The following is an 18,240-nucleotide window of genomic DNA, read 5'->3' as shown; positions in this document are numbered from 1 at the left end:
TGTCCCGATGTCACTGCGCATCGGGCATGGCTTCGATGTCCACCGTTTCGGCGACGGCGATCATTTGATGATCGGCGGCGTGAAGATCCCCTACGAACACGGTTTCGTGGCGCATTCCGATGGCGATGTATTGCTGCATGCGTTGTGCGATGCGCTGCTCGGGGCCTGCGGGATGGGCGACATCGGCAAGCATTTCCCGGATACCGACAGCGAGTGGTCCGGGGCGGACAGTCGCGGCCTGCTGCGCCACGTCGTCGGGCTGATCAATGCCGCTGGTTTCGGGGTCGGCAATGTCGATCTCACCGTGATGGCGCAGGCCCCCAAGATGGCGCCGCACATCCAGGCGATGCGTGAGGTGATCGCCGAGGACCTGCGTGTGCCGGTGGCGGTCGTCAACGTCAAGGCCACCACTACCGAGCGTCTCGGTTTCACCGGTCGCAAGGAAGGCATCGCCGCCGAGGCCGTGGCGGTGCTTGGCAGGCTGCCCGCCGCGGGTGGAGCCGAGCATGTCTGAAGTGAATGCCATGTCTGAGCCGCCCGAGTCCGATGCGCTGTCTGTCGCGGCGCGAACGGCACTGGAAGCCGCCGGCAGCGAGCCATGGGTCAAGGAAGCCGAGCTGATGCAGCGCTGGCCGCATGCCCATGGGGGCCCGCTGGGCGCAGGTGACTTCCGACACACGCCGGAAGACTTTCGCGTCACGGAATTGATGGACTTCGTGCCCGAAGGTCACGGGGAGCACCAGTGGCTCTGGATCGAGAAGCGCGGTCTGACCACTGACGAGCTGTGCCGCGAACTGGCAGGTCTTTGCGACGTGGCACCGCGTGACATCGGCGTGGCGGGACTCAAGGACAAGCAGGCGATTACCCAGCAGTGGGTCTCGGTATGGTTGCCGGGGCGTGAAGCCCCTGAGCATCTGAGTGAGGCCTTGGCCGAGAAGGGGGCCCGCGTGCTGGCCAGCGTGCGGCACCCGCGCAAGCTCAAGCGGGGCGTGCATCGCGGCAATCGCTTTGCGCTGCGGGTGAGCGGCGAGGCCGTGGCCCATCCGGATTTCGAGACTCGCTGGCAGACATTGATACGCGATGGGGTGCCCAACTATTTCGGTCCGCAGCGTTTCGGGCACCAGGGGCATAACTTGGGGCGTGCACGCGCCGTACTGATACGTGGCTGGCGCAAGCGTGATGATCGCAGCGGCATGCTGCTGTCCACCGCGCGCAGCTTCCTGTTCAACGAAGTGCTGGCCGCGCGCCTCAAGGCAGGCTGCTGGGCGACGGCGTTGAGCGGTGAGGTGTTCGCGCTCGACGGGACGGGATCGCGCTTCGTCACCGATGGCAGCGAAGCTGTCGAGACGCTGACCCGGCGCCTTGCCGACGGGGATATCCACCCCACGGGCCCGCTGTGGGGCACCGGCCGTGGCGAGTCCCATGCGCAGGTCGCGGCGCTTGAGCAGGTGCTGGCGTCCAGCTGGCCCCAGCTCTGTGACGGCCTCGAGAAGGCTGGCGTGAAGGCCGAGCGTCGGCCACTGCGCCTGATGCCTGCCAATGCTCGCCTGGAGTGGGCCATCACGCCGGCCCAGGCCGATGCCGAGGCGACTGCGGCCAGTGCGTGGCTGCATTTCGATCTTCCGCGCGGCAGCTTCGCCACCGGCCTGTTGCGTGAGCTGATTGCCCACCCGCTGCTGTAGCGGCCTGCCCAGCGTGCGCCACGACATGACACCGCGATGAACATGAACAGGTGAGACGATGCGCAAGATTCTGCTTTCCAATGATGATGGGGTACATGCCCCCGGGCTCAAGGCCCTGCATGATGCGCTGTGTGATCACGCGCGAATTCGCGTGGTGGCACCGGACCGTGATCGTTCGGGTGCCAGCAACTCCCTGACCCTGAGTCGCCCGCTGATGCTGTCCGCGATGGACAACGGTTTCTACAGTGTCGACGGCACCCCTGCCGATTGCGTCTATCTGGGGGTCAACGGTGTCTGGGACGAGAAACCGGATATCGTGATCTCCGGCATCAACCACGGTGCCAACCTGGGAGACGATGTGCTGTATTCCGGCACTGTGGCAGCGGCGATGGAAGGCCGCTCGCTGGGCATGTCGGCGATCGCGATGTCGCTGTGTGGCAAGACCCATTTCGAGACGGCAGGGCGTGTGGCGGCGAGTCTGGTCGGCGCGGCCGAGACGCTGGCCTTGCCGCCGCGTTCGCTGCTCAACGTCAATGTGCCGGATGTTCCCTGGCACGAGATCCGCGGATTTCGCGTCACGCGCCAGGGGCATCGTGGTCCGGCGGGCGCACCGATCGCCGTGCGGGACCCTCGCGGGCGCACCCGGTACTGGATCGCGCTGGCCGGGGACGGAGTCGACGATGGTGAGGACACCGATTTCGCGGCCATCGCGGCCGGCTATGTGTCCATCACGCCGTTGATGACCGACCTGACCTCCCATGCGGCGCGTCAGGATGTGGAGCAGTGGCTGGAAGCACTGAGTTGACCTCGTGCGCCACCGCCTGGCGGTCAGGGGTGTCGGGGATCGATCAGCAAGCCGGCGCAGGCGCGTCGGTCGACAGGGTGTAATTCGATGTCATGAAGGACGTGTATCAGAACGGTTTTCCCGCCGCGCAGTCTGAGAGTGGGCAAGCCATGGCGGATTCGTCGGCCACTCGAACCTCATCGCCACCGGTGCCCATGCGCCTGGAGCGCCCGAATGCCGCGCAGTTGAGCGGTATCGGCATGACCTCTCAACGAACGCGTGATCGCATGGTCATGCGACTGGAAGAGGCCGGCATCCAGGACGAGCGGGTACTGGATCTGATGGCGGCGGAACCGCGCCATCTGTTTCTCGATGAGGCGCTGGCGCATCGCGCCTATGAGGATACCGCCCTGCCGCTGGGGCAGGGGCAGACATTGTCGCAGCCCTACATGCATGCCCGCATGACGGAGCTGGCTCTGGCCTCGGCACCGCGCCCGCGCGAGCAGTGTCGGGTGCTGGAGGTCGGCACCGGTTCGGGCTACCAGACCCTGCTGCTGGCGCGGCTGTTCGGTCAGGTGGCCTCGCTGGAGCGTATCGCCTTGTTGCATCTGCGTGCCCGGCAGCGGCTTGAGTGGTTCGGGCTGGACAATGTCCAGCTGCGTCACGCCGATGGCGGGCACGGCTGGCAGACCACGGCGCGTGAGACGGCCGTCCAGGAGTCGGTGACCCTGCCGGGGTTTGATCTGGTGGTGGTGACGGCATGTGCCTCGCACTTGCCGCAGGCATTGCTCCAGCAGCTGGCACCGGAGGGAGTGATGATCGTGCCATTGGCGGAAGACGGCAGTGATCGTCAATGGCTGACACGAGTGCGCCACGTCGGCGACACTCAGGATATTCAGCGGCTCGAGGCTGTGCGCTTCGTGCCGTTGCTCGAGGGAGTGATCAGGTGAAACGAGCATTGAGCGTGTTCTTCAAGGGGGCGGGCATGGGCGCTGCCGATGCCGTGCCCGGCGTCTCGGGAGGCACGATAGCCTTCGTGACGGGCATCTATGAAGAATTGATCGAAACCATCAAGCGCTTCGGACCTTCCGCCATCGGTGTCTGGCGTCAACAGGGCGTCAAGGCGTTGTGGCAGCACTTGAATCTGGCGTTCTTGCTACCGCTTGCCGCCGGCATTCTCGCCAGCCTGATCAGCGTGGCGCACCTCGTCACCTGGCTGATGGAGGCGCAGCCGCTGCTGCTCAATGCCTTCTTCTTCGGTCTGGTGGTGTGTTCCGGTGTGGTCGTGGCGCGGCGCATTACCGGCTTCAGGGTCGGGTATCTGGTGTGGCTGGTGCTGGGGCTAGTACTGGCCAGTCAGCTGCCCAGCCTTCTGCCAGCGGGCACTGATGCGCCCTGGGTCATCGTCGCCGGGGGGGCCATCGCCATCAGTGCCATGTTGCTGCCAGGCGTTTCCGGCAGCTTCCTGCTGTTGACCATGGGCCTCTACGGCACCGTGATGACAGGCATCAAAAGCTTCGATCTGACGCTGATCCTGTTGTTCGGAAGTGGCTGCGCCATCGGACTGTTCACCTTCTCGCGTGTACTGTCATGGTTGTTTCGTCACCATCACACCGCGACACTGATGCTGCTGGTCGGCTTCATCCTCGGCTCGCTGCCGGTGCTGTGGCCCTGGCGCACGATCACCGATTATCGACTGGGGCCCAAGGGGGAGCAGGTACCGCTAGATTATCAATTCATGATGCCGGAGACCTATACCAGCGTGACGGGTGAGCCTGCCCAGTTGTGGGCGGCGCTTGCCCTGATGCTGGCAGGTATCCTGCTGGTCTGGTTCGCGGGTGAGCGCTCAGGACCGGATGATTCTTCCAGTGATTCCCGCAAGGAGCAGGAACATGCCTGACATGATGGACAAGGGATTCAAGCTGGCGCTGGCGGGTCTGGCGCTGGGCGCTCTGACGGCGTGCAGTACCGCCACGACGCGTCCGCAGATCCAGGATCTCAGTGGTGGCACGACACGCATCACTGCAGACAGCTATACGGTCCAGCGCGGTGACACGCTCTATGGCATCGCCTGGCAGAGTGGCCAGGACTTCCGTGACGTGGCGCGCATGAATGGCCTGCGCCCGCCCTACACCTTGCAGCCCGGGCAGACTCTGCGCCTCGACCCTCAGGCACCGTTGCCCGCGAATGCCGGCAACTCCCGTACGGCCGGCACGGCATCGGGGTCGGCATCAGGCACGGGCGTGGTGGCGACCGGGCTTGGCGGCAGCGATGACGCCATCGCCAGCGGCGGCGAGGTGCCGGACTGGCTGGCTCCGGATGAGTCGGCCATTGCTCAGCAGAAGCAGCGTGCTTCCCAGGCGCAGTCCCTGACCACCGGTAGCGGCGGCGTCGCGGCGGCTGCCACGGGCGCAGCTGCTGCTGCGGGCGTCGGCCCGGGCCCCGTGTATCAGGAAGGCAGTGAAGAGGTGCTGGCGGAGTCTGCGCGTGCACAGGCCGCGGACGATGCTTCCCGAGCCGACGAGGCACTGGAGAGTGCCGGCAGCAATGCCCAGGCCAGGGCGAGTGAGGCCGAGGCTGCTGCTCGCAAGGCGGCGCAGGAGAAGGCGGATCGCGAGAAGGCCGAGCAGCTGGCAGCGGCCAAGGCCGAGCGTGACAAGGCGGCGGCAAACGTGAAAAGTGCCTCCGACAAGGTTGAAAAGGGGACCAACGTTGCGGGCGCCACACCCGAGGCGGCACCGGCCAAGAAAACCTATGTGCCGGTAAAAAACGTTGACTGGCAGTGGCCTACGCAAGGCGAGATCATCGGCAAATTCGGTGAGTCCGAGAGTGTGACGGGCGGCATTGATATCGCTGGTCAAAAGGGGCAACCTGTCAAGGCAGCAGGGCCGGGGATTGTGGTCTACGCGGGGAGTGGAGTGCGCGGTTACGGCAACCTCATCATCCTCAAGCACAATGACCGTTATCTGAGCGCCTACGCCCACAACGACAGCCTCCGCGTCTCGGAGAATGATGTTGTCGAGGCCGGACAGGTAATCGCCACTCTGGGAGCCACTGACGCCGAACGTGCGCAGCTGCATTTCGAGATCCGCGAGGATGGGCAGCCGAAGGATCCCTTGAAGTTCCTGCCCAAGCGCTGACGTCCACCGCTGCCACAACAAGAAGTTCCTGGCACCAGACCAGAGACAACGGGGTATCGACATGAGCATGCTGGAAAAGGATATCGATCAGGCCGAGGTGGAGCTGTCCCTCGATGATGTCGAGGAAGACGATACGCTTGAGGCTGAAGCGGAAGAGGCGGCATTCGAACGCGCCCTGAACCGTGAAGAGCGCAAGCACTACCAGAGCCTGGATGCAACGCAGATCTACCTCAACGAGATCGGCTTCTCGCCATTGCTCAAACCCGAAGAGGAAGTCTATTTCGGGCGACTGGCGCAGGCGGGAGACCCTGCCGGTCGGCAGCGCATGATCGAATCCAACCTGCGTCTGGTGGTCAAGATCGCACGGCGCTATCTGAATCGCGGATTGTCACTGCTCGACCTGATCGAGGAGGGCAATCTGGGCCTGATACGCGCGGTGGAGAAATTCGACCCCGAGCGCGGTTTCCGCTTCTCGACCTACGCCACCTGGTGGATCCGTCAGACCATCGAGCGCGCGTTGATGAATCAGACGCGCACCATCCGGTTGCCGATTCATGTCGTGAAGGAGCTCAACATCTATCTGCGCGCTGCTCGCCAGTTGACGCAGAAGCTTGACCACGAGGCGACGGCCGAGGAAATCGCCGATTTCCTCGACAAGCCGGTGGAGACGGTCAAGAAGATGCTGGGGCTCAATGAGCGAGTGTCCTCGGTGGACTATCCGATGGGCGGCGAGAGTGACAAGCCGTTGATCGAGACGATCGCCGATGAAAATGACACCAGCCCCGAGTCCAGTCTGGTCGATGTCGACGTCAAGGCACATGTCGATGAGTGGCTGGCGGAGCTGACCGACAAGCAGATGGAAGTGGTGGTACGCCGCTTCGGGCTGCGGGGTCACGAAGCCGCCACGCTGGAGGAGGTCGGCGAGGAGATCGGTCTGACGCGTGAGCGAGTGCGTCAGATTCAGGTCGAGGCGCTCAAGAAACTGCGTCGCATGCTCGAGAAACAGGGCCTGTCGCTGGAATCCATCTTCGAATGATTCGCTGACATGTCATCGTCAGGGCTGGCAGCTGTCATCGTCTGGCCCGATATCCGTGACATCCTGCTGGATAGTGGACGCAACACGACATGAAAACGGCCCCCCGCTTGCGGGCGGGCCGTTTTCATATTTTCTGAGCATTGGTTTGGCAGGCTATGGGGTTGGCAGAAAGATGACGGTGCATATGATTCGACACCGGGGCCGTGTTGCATTGTTGCTGGGATGGAAACGCTGTAAGGCAAATGAAGTTAGCCAACTAACTGGACGCCTTGCAAGGCGACGATTAGACTGAGTCCTTTTTCCACGACCCGCCCCCGAAGGGGCTGATGCCGTCATCAGCCGGCCCGTGAAACGACCTTATCTCCCCTTGCCTTGGTGCCTTTGGCGCATCATGCAGGTCACGACTGACTGTTACCGATCAGGAATACGCATACATGGCCAACATACGCATACTGCCTCTGGTGCTGGCGATGGGTTTCGCGACCCAGGCCCAGGCTGCCGATCTGCTCGACATTACCCGTGATGCGCTGACCCACAATGCCAGCCTGTCGTCCTCTCGCTCTCTGTATCAGAGCGTCGAGGACAACGAGCGGATCGAGCTTTCGGATCTGCTGCCACAGATCTCGGCCACCGGCACCGTGTCACGCACCGATGTCACGGGCAATTCCCAGAGCGGTGTGGAAGGGGATTACACCGACAGCAACATCGTGCTCAACGTGAATCAGCAGCTGTTCGACGCTGCCGACTGGTATGAGCTGGCGACCAGCAAGGACAGTACCGAGCAGCAGAAACTGCTGCTGGATTCCGATCAGCAGCAGCTGTTGTACGATGTGGCTTCCGCATACTTCACCATCCTCAACAACCGGGATGTGCTGGATGCGCGCATCGCGCAGGAGAAGGCCTTTTCCCGTCAGCTGGATCAGGCCAATCAGCAGTTCGAGGTCGGGCTGATCGCGATCACCGATGTCCAGGAGGCCAGAGCGTCCTTTGATGACGCACGCGCCCAGCGGATTGCCGCGGAAGCCGACCTGCAGGTCAGCTTCGAGGCACTTCAGCAATTGACCGGCCAGCAATACGATTCCATCGATGGGCTGGAAGAGGATCTCGCCATCGAAGCGCCGGTGCCCGCCAGTCGTGGCAAGTGGGTCGAGATGGCGTTGGTCAACAATCCCTTGATCGGTGCCGCGCAGAAGGGTGTCGATGTCGCCAAGGGTGACGTCAAGACCTCGCGTGCCGGTCATCTGCCGGAAGTCGGTGCCTTCGCGACCTACTCCTATGATGAAACCGACGTCGCATCCTCCGGGGGATATCAGGAATACAACCAGATCGGTATCCAGGCGTCATTGCCGATCTATACCGGTGGTCGCACATCCGCGCAGGTACGCCAGAGCACGCACCTGCTGGAGCAGAGCCAGTACGACCTGCTGGACCAGCAGCGTTCCACCACCCAGAGCGTGCGTTCGCTCTACAGTCAGGTCCGCAGCGACGTCCTGACGGTCAAGGCGCGCAAGCAGGCCATCGTCTCCAGCCGCAGCGCGCTGGAAGCCACGCGCTCGGGGTATGAAGTCGGTACCCGTAACATCGTCGATGTGCTGGATGCCGAGCAGGCGCTCTATCAGGCCCTGGCGGACTATGCCTCCTCGCGTTACACCTACGTGCTGGATCTGCTCAACCTGCGCCAGGCGGCGGGCATCATCGACGTCAACACCGTGCGCGATCTGAACGAGAGCCTCAAGCGCGATCGTCAGGTATCACTGGTTCTGCAGGACGAAGACGACACCGAGCTGGATGGTCCGGCCCAGTGATCTGATACTGGCCTGACCGGCTTCTCCTGACACCCCCATCGGCCATTGCCGGTGGGGGTGTTCGCGTATCGGGGGGGGCAGAAATCTCGCCGTGAAGCGTGAATGACAACAGCTGTGATGCTTGTCTGGAGGAATATGCCATTGATTTGATGAAAACCAGAGATAACGTCAAGAAGTTGGCTTGATGTTTGGTGGTTTTCACCGTGACCTTGGCGCGATGATGGAAAATAATTGATGGCTGGAGAACGCCTGCTCCGGTTGGCCGCCTCCTTTTCATGGTGCGTGCCTTGCTCGCTCGTTGGCAGGTCCCAACTTGCTGCGTCACCCGTGCGTGATTCGTCGTGTCTGTCCCTCTTTCTCATTGTCTGGAGTTGCCTCATGTCCCGCCCGTTGCGTGCTGATATTGATCTGGATGCCCTGCGCCACAATTATCAGCTGGCCTGTGAGCTGGCGCCGAATTCCCGCTCGCTCGCCGTGATCAAGGCTGACGCCTATGGCCACGGGGCCGTGGCATGTGCCCGTGCGTTGGCAGATCTGGCACCGGCATTTGCCGTCGCGACCATCGAAGAAGCGCTCGCGCTGCGGGAAGGCGGTATCACGCATCCGGTGGTATTGCTCGAAGGTATCTTCGAGGCATCGGAATACCAGCTGGCGGCGCAGCATGACTTCTGGTGTGCCATCCACAGTGAATGGCAGCTGGCCGCCCTGGAGGCGGCAACGCTCCCCGGGCCGATATCCTGCTGGATCAAGTTCGATTCCGGCATGCATCGTCTCGGCTTCGATGCCGAGCAGGCCAGGGCGGTCAAGGAACGCCTGGTGGCGAGTGGCAAGGCGCAGGACCTTCACCTGATGACGCATTTCGCCACGGCCGACAGCCTGACGCCCGATTATTTCCAGCATCAGATGGCGGCAGTGGAAGCGCTGGCCGCTGAGCTTGCCCTGCCACTCTGTCTGGCCAACTCCCCGGCGACGCTTGCCTGGCCGCAATCGCATGCCGCCTGGAATCGTCCCGGCATCATGCTGTACGGCGCGGACCCGCTGGAAGGGGCCAATGATGCCAGCCGTCGTCTGAAGCCGGTGATGACCCTGTCTTCCGCCATCATTGCCGTACGCGAGATCGCCATCGGCGAGCCGGTGGGCTATGCCGGACGTTTCGTGGCGACGCGTCCGACACGTATCGGTGTCGTCGCCTGTGGCTATGGGGATGGCTACGATCGCCATGCGGTGGACGGGACACCCGTACTGGTCGATGGCCAGGAGACCGTGCTGGCCGGCAAGGTGTCGATGGACATGCTGACGGTGGACATCACCGACCTGCCGGAAGCGGGCGTCGGTTCTCGCGTGGTGCTGTGGGGCGAGGGGTTGGAGGTCAATCGCGTGGCCGCCAGTTGTGACACCATCAGCTATACCCTGCTGACAGGGATCCTGCCGCGTGTTCCCAAGCATTATCACGGTGGTCAGGCACGCGAGGCGGACCCGATGGCCTCTCAGGCAGTGGATACGTGCGCCTGACCTGACGGCAGGGCTCGGGCGGTCTACAATGGCCGCCGTTGCCCGTTGAACGAGAGAGTCATGGCCAAGAAGACCTACCCCGAGAGTTTTGCGCATCCCCGTTACTGGCCGGCCTGGCTGGGAATCGGGGCCATGAAGGCCTCGGCCTTCCTGCCCTGGTGCGCCAAGCTGTGGCTGGGGCGCGGCATCGGTGAGCTGGCATGGCGTTTCGGCAAGCGTCGTCGCCATATCACGGACACCAATCTCAAGCTGTGCTTCCCCGAATGGAGCGAAGCGGAGCGTGCGCGTCAGGTACGCAAGACCTTCCATGCCAACGGCATCGGCATCTTCGAGACCGCCACGGGGTGGTGTCGAGACCCGGAGCACATGCGCGACCGCGTGACCTTCAAGGGTCAGGAGCACATGGAGCGCGCCATGGCGCAGGGCAAGGGCGCGCTCATCGTGGGCATCCATTTCTCGACACTGGATCTCGGTGGCGCACTGCACTCGCTGTTCTTCCCGGCCGATGTCGTCTATCGCCCGCATGACAACCCGCTGTTCGAGCGTTTCATGACGCGCGCGCGCAATGGCATCTTCGGCACGGCCATCGACCGTCATGACCTGCGGGGTGTGGTGCGCCGCATCAAGAGCGGGCATGGCGTGTGGTATTCGCCGGATCAGGATTTCGGTCGGGACGTCAGCGTCTTCGCGCCGTTCTTCGGTATCGATGCCGCCTCCATCAAGCTGACGGCCAAGATCGCCCGCATGACAGGGGCGCCGGTGATGCCCTTGATGTTCCATCGCAATCCGGACAATCGTACCTATACGCTGGAGTATCTCCCGGCACTCGACAACTTCCCGAGTGGCGATGATGTCGCGGATGCCACGCGCATCAATGCCTTCATCGAGGGGGCGATCCGCAAGCATCCCGAGCAGTACCTGTGGTTGCATCGCCGTTTCAAGACTCGTCCAGAGAAATCCGATCCGTCCCTGTATTGAGGTGAACCATGAGCAATGACACGTCTTCTCTCGCCACTCTGGCCGATGTCGAAGCACGCCTGGCGGCCGGCGATACCTTCGTCCTCAATCAGATTGCGCAGTGGTGCCCGGACTGCACCGTGCGTCAGCGTCCGCCGCTGCCGGCCTTCGAGGCGGCTCTGGCGCGAGGTGGTCTGCCGCTGGTGAGTCTGTGCGTGCAGGAGACTCGCGGAGTCTATCTGAGTGAGGCACATGCGCAGCTGAGCGAGCGCATCGGTGGGGCGGGCTATCCGCGTACGCTGCTGGTGAAGGAAGGGCGGCCTGCCAGCGTGGACAGTGGCCTGAATCGGGTCGAGGTCATGAGCGAGCCGGAGCTCATCGCCTATGCCGAGGCCATGATCGCGGCGCTGTAAACGTCACTTGAGCCCATGTGTGAGCCGACGAGATCTGCCGTGACGCGACACGCATGGGCATCATCGAAAACGCCCCGCCAGGAACTTCCTGACGGGGCGTTTTCGATGGAGATCAGGCGGCACCCGACAAGCAGCGCCACTTGTCCGAGCTGCATGCGTGCGGCCAACCGGATGCCGCCTGCCGTGTGCCTGAAAATAGACCTGCGGATGATGAGGGAGGCTTTCAACCCGCGCGGGAAAATCTTTTACCGATTCGAGACATGGCCTTGACTTTACTTGTATTGATTACCATCTTCACATGGACAAGGTGATCAAGCGGTCTGTCGTGACTCCGCCCTCTGGCAATCACGTCAGCAGCCACACCTGATGAGCGAAGGGCGAGCGCGTCGAATGAGACGCCACATGCAGAGGCAGTCGTCGTGCCGCTGCGGTTGTCGCCCACTACCGGTTCTCCATGACATAAGGAATTGCCATGCTCAACTATGCCATCATCTTTCTGGTCGTTGCCGTGATTGCCGCCGTACTCGGCTTTGGCGGTATCGCAGGTACTGCGGCCACCATCGCCAAGGTACTGTTCGTCGTCTTCCTGGTGCTGTTCCTGGTGTCGTTCTTCAAGGGGCGTCGCAAGCCCTGATACGGACGGCTTTCACCACGACGCAAACGCCCGCAGACGGTAGCGACCGCTGCGGGCGTTTGCGTGTTCATCAGGCCTTCAGGCCATCAAGTCATCAGGCCAGCAAGCCATCAAGTCATCAGGCCAGCAGCAAGTCATCAGGCCAGCAAGTTACCACGGGGTACCTGGCAGCGTCAGACGATGATGCCCGGCCTTGAGGCCCTGCTCGATGAAGCGCCTGTCCACCTCGAACTGTGCCTGGGCAAGGATGGCCTCCACCACCTTGTCGGCATGTTGTTGCAGCAATGCCAATTGCGCGTCATCGCTGCCCAGCAGTGACAGTGTCTTGAGCAGCGAGAGCAGTGCCAGACAGATCGAGAGGTCATCACGACCATAGTGCAGGATGGGGGAGATGCTGCGGTAGAGCAGACTGTCGAAGCTCTCCATCTCCCAGCTGACCCGTATGTGATCTTCCTCATCCACGCAGCAGTTGCACAGGGGCAGCTGCATGCGCTCACTGAGCAGTTCGGTGAGTTGATGCAGGCACAGGCGTGCGGTGCCCGGATCATTGATGCCGGGGGACAGCGCCTTGATGGCGACTTCCATCAGCTGGGTCAGGCCGTGCTCGTGAAGGTCATCGACGGATTCCCCATCCAGATAGCCCAGTGCTGCGCGCAGCTTCTTGATCAGTCCTGCCTGATGGTGCTCATCGAGCTCATCACCCGCCGAGACGCCTTCGGGCAGGCCCGCAGGCCATTCGATGCGCATCAGCGGCATGCCACTGACGATGAAGGCCCCGAGCGCGAAGTCCAGGTGCACGATCATGTCGTGGTCGATGGCCAGCTGGCGAAGGGCTGCGAAATCGACCTGCTGCACATAGCCGCGTCGCTTTGCTCTCAGCAGCTGGCAGCGTGACGTGTCGCGAGTGATCTGGCGCTCGCCGAAACCGTCGTGGCGATTGCGCTCTCGCAGTCGTTCAAGCGAGACCCGCGTGCGCCCGGACAGGCGGCGAGCCACGGCATTGATCTGCACGGACTGTGATGCCTGGTGGATGAAGTAGATGAACATCCCCAGGCAATTGACCATCATCAACACGCCCAGATAGACCGCGATGGAGCGCCATAGCGTTGGCGAATCGCCGGTATTGGGTACCATCAGGTTGATGAGCAGGAACAGCAGACTGCCCAGATAATGTCCCAGCACCAGCTGATGGTGACGCTCGGTCACCAGCCCCAGCAGCAGCTTGTGGGAGAACTGTGCGCCCGCCTGGGTCAGCACGCTCATCACCATGGTGAAACTGAAGACCATCAGCGAAATGAGCCCGCCGACCAGTGCCGCCAGCAGGGTGCGCGGCGTGTCGTGCTCCTTGAAGGTCAGGGCATTCAGCATCTCGCTGGCTGGCAGTTCATGTGGCTCGGGGAGGCCGGAAGGCAGCACCGAGATCAAGCCAAGCAAGATATAGAGCGTCGCCAGCAGGCTTGGCAGATAGGCGATGCTGGTGGTGAAGGTGCGTAACCACATCAGCGGCTGTTGCAGCCAGCGATTCATGGGCAATTCCTGATCCTGTGAGTGGCGCGACGGCGTGTGCGACGGACGGCCGTGAGTGACGGCAAGCATTCGCTCCGTTATCTCCCGTGTTCGGCCTGACTGCAAGTGCCAGAGGCGACGCGGGAGCGCCCTTGTGAGGCTTGCCTCAAACGCAGGACGCCCTTGCGGCGTCAGCGGCAAGGGCGTCCTGGTCAATCCAGCGGTTCAGATCACCGGATCAGGCATCGATACGCTTGTACTTCATGCGCTTGGGCGCATCGTTGCCGACACGCGCATGGTAATCCTCTTCGTACTCGCTGTAGCTGCCCTCGAAGAACACCACGTTGGAGTCCCCTTCGTAGGCGAGGATGTGGGTCGCGATGCGATCCAGGAACCAGCGGTCGTGCGAGATGACCAGCGCACAGCCCGGGAAGGCGAGCAGCGCCTCTTCCAGTGCACGCAGGGTCTCGATGTCCAGATCGTTGGACGGCTCATCCAGCAGCAGCACGTTGGCGGCCTGCTTGAGCGTCTGCGCCAGCTGCAGACGACCACGCTCACCACCGGACAGATCAGACAGACGCTTCTGCTGATCCGTGCCCTTGAAGTTGAAGCGGCCGACATAGGCGCGCGAGGAGACTTCATGGCCATTGATGTTGAGCATGTCCTGGCCACCGGAGACGGCTTCCCAGACAGTCTGATTGTCTTCCAGGCCATCACGCAGCTGCTCGACGTAGGCGATCTTGACGGTCTCGCCCAGCACCACTTCGCCGCTGTCCGGGGTTTCCTTGCCGGTCACCAGCTTGAACAGCGTGGACTTGCCCGCACCGTTGCCGCCGACGATACCGACGATGGCACCCTGGGGAATGGTGAAGGACAGGTCGTCGAACAGCAGCTTGTCCTCGAAACGCTTGGTGACGTTGTGCAGCTCGATGACCTTGTCGCCCAGACGCGGTCCCGGCGGAATGTAGATCTCGTTGGTCTCGTTGCGCTTCTGGAAATCACCGGACTGCATTTCCTCGAAGCGGTTTAGACGCGCCTTGCTCTTGGCCTGACGACCCTTGGGATTCTGGCGAACCCACTCCAGCTCCTGCTGGATGGCCTTGTTGCGTGAGGCTTCCTGCTTGGCTTCCTGCTGCAGGCGAGCGTCCTTCTGCTCCAGCCACGAGGAATAGTTGCCTTCGAAGGGAATGCCCTGGCCACGGTCGAGCTCGAGAATCCAGCCCGCGACATTGTCGAGGAAGTAACGGTCGTGGGTGATGGCGACCACGGTGCCGGCGTAATCGTGCAGGAAGCGCTCCAGCCAGGCGACGGACTCGGCGTCCAGGTGGTTGGTCGGCTCATCCAGCAGCAGCATGTCGGGGCTCGAGAGCAGCAGGCGGCAGAGGGCGACACGGCGGCGTTCACCACCGGACAGCACGCCGACATTGGCATCCCACGGCGGCAGGCGCAGCGCTTCGGCGGCCACTTCCAGCTTGCGCTCGAGGTTGTGGGCGTCGGAGGCCTGGATCAGGTCCTCGAGCTTGGCCTGACGCGCGGCGAGGGCGTCGAAGTCGGCGTCCGGCTCGGCGTAGGCGGCATAGACTTCATCCAGCTCCGCCTGGGCATTCTTGATGTGGGCCAGAGATTCCTCGACGCACTCGCGCACGTTCTTGGAATCATCGAGCTCCGGCTCCTGGGGCAGGTAGCCGACATTGAGGCCCGGCATGGGACGCGCTTCGCCGTTGTAGTCCTGATCCACGCCGGCCATGATGCGCAGCAGCGAGGACTTGCCCGAGCCGTTGAGACCGAGCACACCGATCTTGGCACCCGGGAAGAAGGACAGCGAGATGTCCTTGAGAATCTCGCGCTTCGGGGGGACGACCTTGCCCACCCGGTTCATGGTATAGACGTATTGCGCCATGGAATCCCAATTTGGTTGGAGAATGGAATGACGCGCTGATGATAGTGCCCGTGGTCACGCTTGACCAGTCAGGGCCATCGTTGGCGTGACGGCGGCCATTCCATGGCCGGTTCGCTGACGGGGCTGAACCCCCTGGTCTTCACCAGGAAGCGGTGTGGCGAACCTTCCCTGAAGGGGCATCTCGAGGCCAGCCTCGGCCTCATCGCCAGGCGCTCACTCCTCCTCTCCCCAGTCACTGGCGTCCAGCAGGTCATCATCATCCGCTTCATCGTCCCAGCCTTCACGGATGGAGCGTGCCAGCGCACGTTCTTCCAGCAGGGCTTCGAGGCGCTGGCGCGAGTCGCTGCGCTGGGGCCTGGCGGGGGTGGAGCTGGAAGACAGTTCGAAGTCCACGTCGTTGGTGGCTTCCTCCGCCAGGGCGGTAGCATCGATATCGTCGAGGAATTGTTCGCGGGCCATGGGCGGACCTCCCGATCATGAATCAGTCTGCCAGACGCGAGGCGTCAGACACCGCCTGCGGCGACCTGCCGAAGGCTCCTTCGCTATATAGCGCTGGTGAAGTTCGATGACAAGTCCTGTGTGCGTGGAAGCATGCTCTGGTGGGTCGTGGGGAAGTTTTCGTCTGCGCACGAACGCCAACGCCCACCGGGTGGTGGGCGTTGGCGAGTCGTTCATGACCGAAAGGAGGGGAGCGTGTCAGTGATCACTCGACATCGCTCTTGCGGGCTTCCCGCAGGCGCTCCAGCTCCTCATGCGCGGTCATCAGGCTGGTGACATCCTTCTGGACTCCGACGAAGTACTGGAGATTGTCGTGCTCGTCGAAGACCGGTGTCATGGAGAGTTCGTTCCAGAACAGGCTGCCATCCTTGCGATAGTTGCGCAGTATCTCGCGGCACGGGCGCTTGTCGCGCAGCGCGGCACGGATGTTGTCCAGCTGTGGCTGGTCACGGTCGTCATTCTGCAGAAAACGACAATCGCGGTAGAGAATCTCGTCGGCGCTGTAACCGGTAAGGCGCTCGAAGCCCTGATTCACGTAGATCAGGATGTTCTCGTCACCTTCCTGTTCGGCCACCACGATGCCATCGTCCGAGGCATTCACCACTCTCTCGAGCAGCTCGGGGCTGATCATGTGGGGTCTTTTCATCTGGCACTGATCCTTGCGGCTAAAGAACCCGGCCCTTGTGACCGAGCCCGAGAGTACGGGTATCGGGTGCCTGTCCGTGTGCCCGGACATTCCAGCACCATCATCGGTTTCACTATGGCGGGGAGTCGCGGCTTATGCAATCGCAGCCGCTAATGTGTCGGGGGCCAGCGCCTGTCCCGGGCCCCCGTCGCGAGGTTTGGCAGACCGCTCTGTCCGGTATCAGTCGTCTTCCACTTCCGGTAGACGTTGCGCACACAGGGCGGCCGCCGTGGCGACACCGGCCAGAATCAGCAGCAGCCACTCGCTGCCCAGCCATTGGGCCAGACCGCCGATGGCCAGACCCAGCACCAGCATCAGCACGCCGGTGAGGGTGTTGGACAGAGCCACGTAGAGCGCGCGATTGTCAGCGCTGGCGAGATCCACCACGTAGGTCTTGCGTCCCAGACGGATGCCGGAATGTGCGATCACCAGCAACCCATAGACCACGGCATAACTCCAGACGCTGTCGGAAAGCGCTCCGGGCCACCACACCATGCTGCCGGCCAGCGCGCAGCACACGGCGGCACCGGCGCCGGCGTTGCGCATCACGCGCCGACTCGAGGTATCGGCAAGCTTGCCCCAGATGGGGCTGGCGACCATGCCCGCCAGGCCTGACACGACCACCAGTACCCCGAGTCCGCCGAGGCTTTCGCCACTCTGCTGCTGGCCCAGCAGCGCGATGTAGGGGAGGGCCAGGGCACTTGAGAGCAACAGCGCACGCGCCAGATTGAAATTGCGGAAGGCGGCGTCATGACGCAGCTGGCTGAACCCCTGGCGCACGGTGTCCCAGGCATTGGCACCGCCGCTGGTGGCGCCGCGATCTTCCTTGATCAGCGCCGCGCAGAAAGCATTCAGGCTCCAGCCCAGTGCCGCGATCGCCATCAGGGTGGCAAGCACCTGTTGACCGGGCTGCTCGCCCAGCAGCATCAGAACACCCCCCGCGAGCAACGTCATGGCGCCGGCCAGGCTGCCACTCCATCCCATCAGGCGGCCACGGCGCTGCTTGGCGATCGTCTTGCCCAGCACGTCCTTGGTGGCGATGGAGGCCACGCCACGCCCCAGTGACAGCACGACCAGACACCCCAGCACCAGGCCACCGGCCAGGCTGCCGCCCAGGCCACTGTCACCGTCGCCTCGAGAGAGCAGCGTGATGATCACCAGGCTGAAGGCCATCAGAGCTTGCAGCACGGACCCCGCGACCCAGACCCATTTGCGCCGCGGGAGCGGGCGGATGAAGCCCGCCACCACCAGTTGCGGCAGCAGGGCGCCGGCTTCACGAATCGGCACCAGCAGCCCCACCATCCACACCGGGGCGTCGATCAATCCCAGCAGCCACGGCAGCACCAGGCGTGCGCTTGCCAGCTCGTCGGCCAGCTTGGTCCCCAGCGAGGCCAGCAGATGACGCCAGACATTGCCGGGCTGCTGATGGCAGGCATCCTCGGAGATATCCTTGCACATGCGCGAGTCTTCATCGCCGGTCATGCGCTCGAAGAAGCGGCTCTGGGCGCCGCTGGTGGTGTCCTTGACCTGGTCCTGCTCCGGGCGTTGTCCCGTGGCGTGCTCCTTCTGGGGGCCAGGCGTCCCTGTCGTCGTGGCCTCCGTCGAGGCATCTGACGAGGGCCTTGAGGCCGAGCGCGAGGAGGGAGACGATGGGGACGAGGACGATGACGGGTCTGACATGCATGGCT

General features: G+C 63.0%; 17 protein-coding genes. 12 read left to right on the top strand and 5 right to left on the bottom strand.

What is annotated here, in order from left to right; genetic code table 11:
- The first annotated feature begins 7 nt into the window (after positions 1–7).
- From ispF to BOH68_RS13230, 12 genes are all read left to right on the top strand, one after another.
- A complete protein-coding gene (gene ispF, locus BOH68_RS13285; protein WP_169477230.1) occupies positions 8–514 on the top strand; it encodes a 2-C-methyl-D-erythritol 2,4-cyclodiphosphate synthase in 507 nt (168 codons plus the stop codon).
- On the top strand, positions 507–1,682 hold the full coding sequence (truD, locus tag BOH68_RS13280; RefSeq protein ID WP_308457330.1) for a tRNA pseudouridine(13) synthase TruD: 1,176 nt from the start codon (positions 507–509) through the stop codon (positions 1,680–1,682). Before ispF ends, truD begins: the two co-directional genes overlap by 8 nt.
- Before the next feature lie 58 nt (positions 1,683–1,740).
- Positions 1,741–2,487: a 5'/3'-nucleotidase SurE gene (gene surE / locus BOH68_RS13275; protein ID WP_077375086.1), complete on the top strand. Its 747-nt coding sequence runs from the start codon at positions 1,741–1,743 to the stop codon at positions 2,485–2,487.
- A 194-nt stretch (positions 2,488–2,681) separates the two neighbouring features.
- A complete protein-coding gene (locus BOH68_RS13270; protein ID WP_077375673.1) occupies positions 2,682–3,416 on the top strand; it encodes a protein-L-isoaspartate(D-aspartate) O-methyltransferase in 735 nt (244 codons plus the stop codon).
- Entirely contained in the window at positions 3,413–4,366 is a 954-nt protein-coding gene (locus BOH68_RS13265; protein WP_240499669.1) for a DUF368 domain-containing protein, read from the top strand. The genes BOH68_RS13270 and BOH68_RS13265 overlap by 4 nt, the downstream gene beginning before the upstream one ends.
- Positions 4,359–5,606 (top strand): peptidoglycan DD-metalloendopeptidase family protein, encoded by a 1,248-nt coding sequence (locus BOH68_RS13260; protein WP_258038224.1) that lies wholly within the window; start codon positions 4,359–4,361, stop codon positions 5,604–5,606. The genes BOH68_RS13265 and BOH68_RS13260 overlap by 8 nt, the downstream gene beginning before the upstream one ends.
- Before the next feature lie 61 nt (positions 5,607–5,667).
- Positions 5,668–6,642 carry an RNA polymerase sigma factor RpoS gene (gene rpoS / locus BOH68_RS13255; protein ID WP_077375080.1) on the top strand — a complete coding sequence of 325 codons (975 nt, stop codon included), beginning with the start codon at positions 5,668–5,670 and terminating at the stop codon, positions 6,640–6,642.
- Positions 6,643–7,076: 434 nt separating this feature from the next.
- Positions 7,077–8,447, top strand: a complete 1,371-nt coding sequence (locus BOH68_RS13250; RefSeq protein WP_077375077.1) for a TolC family outer membrane protein — start codon at positions 7,077–7,079, stop codon at positions 8,445–8,447.
- Between the two features lie 378 nt (positions 8,448–8,825).
- Positions 8,826–9,959, top strand: a complete 1,134-nt coding sequence (gene alr / locus BOH68_RS13245; RefSeq protein WP_077375075.1) for an alanine racemase — start codon at positions 8,826–8,828, stop codon at positions 9,957–9,959.
- A gap of 60 nt (positions 9,960–10,019) precedes the next feature.
- Positions 10,020–10,937: an LpxL/LpxP family Kdo(2)-lipid IV(A) lauroyl/palmitoleoyl acyltransferase gene (gene lpxL, locus BOH68_RS13240; protein ID WP_077375072.1), complete on the top strand. Its 918-nt coding sequence runs from the start codon at positions 10,020–10,022 to the stop codon at positions 10,935–10,937.
- A gap of 8 nt (positions 10,938–10,945) precedes the next feature.
- Positions 10,946–11,329 carry a TlpA family protein disulfide reductase gene (locus tag BOH68_RS13235; protein ID WP_077375069.1) on the top strand — a complete coding sequence of 128 codons (384 nt, stop codon included), beginning with the start codon at positions 10,946–10,948 and terminating at the stop codon, positions 11,327–11,329.
- 472 nt (positions 11,330–11,801) lie between these two features.
- Entirely contained in the window at positions 11,802–11,963 is a 162-nt protein-coding gene (locus tag BOH68_RS13230; protein WP_077375065.1) for a DUF1328 domain-containing protein, read from the top strand.
- 150 nt (positions 11,964–12,113) lie between these two features.
- On the opposite strand, the gene BOH68_RS13225 is transcribed toward BOH68_RS13230, so the two are convergent.
- The 5 genes from BOH68_RS13225 to BOH68_RS13205 form a co-directional block, all read right to left on the bottom strand.
- Positions 12,114–13,490, bottom strand: coding sequence for a DUF2254 domain-containing protein (locus BOH68_RS13225; RefSeq protein ID WP_127734649.1), 1,377 nt, complete (start codon positions 13,488–13,490; stop codon positions 12,114–12,116).
- A 217-nt stretch (positions 13,491–13,707) separates the two neighbouring features.
- Positions 13,708–15,369 carry an energy-dependent translational throttle protein EttA gene (gene ettA / locus BOH68_RS13220; RefSeq protein WP_077375059.1) on the bottom strand — a complete coding sequence of 554 codons (1,662 nt, stop codon included), beginning with the start codon at positions 15,367–15,369 and terminating at the stop codon, positions 13,708–13,710.
- Between the two features lie 213 nt (positions 15,370–15,582).
- Entirely contained in the window at positions 15,583–15,828 is a 246-nt protein-coding gene (locus tag BOH68_RS13215; protein WP_077375056.1) for a PA3496 family putative envelope integrity protein, read from the bottom strand.
- Between the two features lie 244 nt (positions 15,829–16,072).
- Positions 16,073–16,513 carry a PAS domain-containing protein gene (locus tag BOH68_RS13210; protein WP_077375053.1) on the bottom strand — a complete coding sequence of 147 codons (441 nt, stop codon included), beginning with the start codon at positions 16,511–16,513 and terminating at the stop codon, positions 16,073–16,075.
- Between the two features lie 219 nt (positions 16,514–16,732).
- On the bottom strand, positions 16,733–18,034 hold the full coding sequence (locus BOH68_RS13205; protein ID WP_077375050.1) for an MFS transporter: 1,302 nt from the start codon (positions 18,032–18,034) through the stop codon (positions 16,733–16,735).
- Between the last annotated feature and the right edge of the window lie 206 nt (positions 18,035–18,240).

This window comes from Cobetia sp. MM1IDA2H-1 (assembly GCF_002916775.2).
Classification (GTDB): domain Bacteria; phylum Pseudomonadota; class Gammaproteobacteria; order Pseudomonadales; family Halomonadaceae; genus Cobetia; species Cobetia marina.
This window is presented reverse-complemented; position numbering and strand designations above follow the sequence as displayed.

Bases quoted from the DNA above. Each gene is read 5' to 3' on its own strand.
- lpxL (WP_077375072.1), top strand. From the start codon at position 10,020: ATGGCCAAGAAGACCTACCCCGAGAGTTTTGCGCATCCCCGTTACTGG.
- surE (WP_077375086.1), top strand. From the start codon at position 1,741: ATGCGCAAGATTCTGCTTTCCAATGATGATGGGGTACATGCCCCCGGG.
- BOH68_RS13215 (WP_077375056.1), bottom strand. From the start codon at position 15,828: ATGGCCCGCGAACAATTCCTCGACGATATCGATGCTACCGCCCTGGCG.
- alr (WP_077375075.1), top strand. From the start codon at position 8,826: ATGTCCCGCCCGTTGCGTGCTGATATTGATCTGGATGCCCTGCGCCAC.
- BOH68_RS13230 (WP_077375065.1), top strand. From the start codon at position 11,802: ATGCTCAACTATGCCATCATCTTTCTGGTCGTTGCCGTGATTGCCGCC.
- BOH68_RS13235 (WP_077375069.1), top strand. From the start codon at position 10,946: ATGAGCAATGACACGTCTTCTCTCGCCACTCTGGCCGATGTCGAAGCA.
- BOH68_RS13210 (WP_077375053.1), bottom strand. From the start codon at position 16,513: ATGAAAAGACCCCACATGATCAGCCCCGAGCTGCTCGAGAGAGTGGTG.
- BOH68_RS13270 (WP_077375673.1), top strand. From the start codon at position 2,682: ATGCGCCTGGAGCGCCCGAATGCCGCGCAGTTGAGCGGTATCGGCATG.
- rpoS (WP_077375080.1), top strand. From the start codon at position 5,668: ATGAGCATGCTGGAAAAGGATATCGATCAGGCCGAGGTGGAGCTGTCC.
- BOH68_RS13205 (WP_077375050.1), bottom strand. From the start codon at position 18,034: ATGACCGGCGATGAAGACTCGCGCATGTGCAAGGATATCTCCGAGGAT.
- BOH68_RS13250 (WP_077375077.1), top strand. From the start codon at position 7,077: ATGGCCAACATACGCATACTGCCTCTGGTGCTGGCGATGGGTTTCGCG.
- truD (WP_308457330.1), top strand. From the start codon at position 507: ATGTCTGAAGTGAATGCCATGTCTGAGCCGCCCGAGTCCGATGCGCTG.
- BOH68_RS13225 (WP_127734649.1), bottom strand. From the start codon at position 13,490: ATGAATCGCTGGCTGCAACAGCCGCTGATGTGGTTACGCACCTTCACC.
- BOH68_RS13260 (WP_258038224.1), top strand. From the start codon at position 4,359: ATGCCTGACATGATGGACAAGGGATTCAAGCTGGCGCTGGCGGGTCTG.
- ispF (WP_169477230.1), top strand. From the start codon at position 8: ATGTCACTGCGCATCGGGCATGGCTTCGATGTCCACCGTTTCGGCGAC.
- ettA (WP_077375059.1), bottom strand. From the start codon at position 15,369: ATGGCGCAATACGTCTATACCATGAACCGGGTGGGCAAGGTCGTCCCC.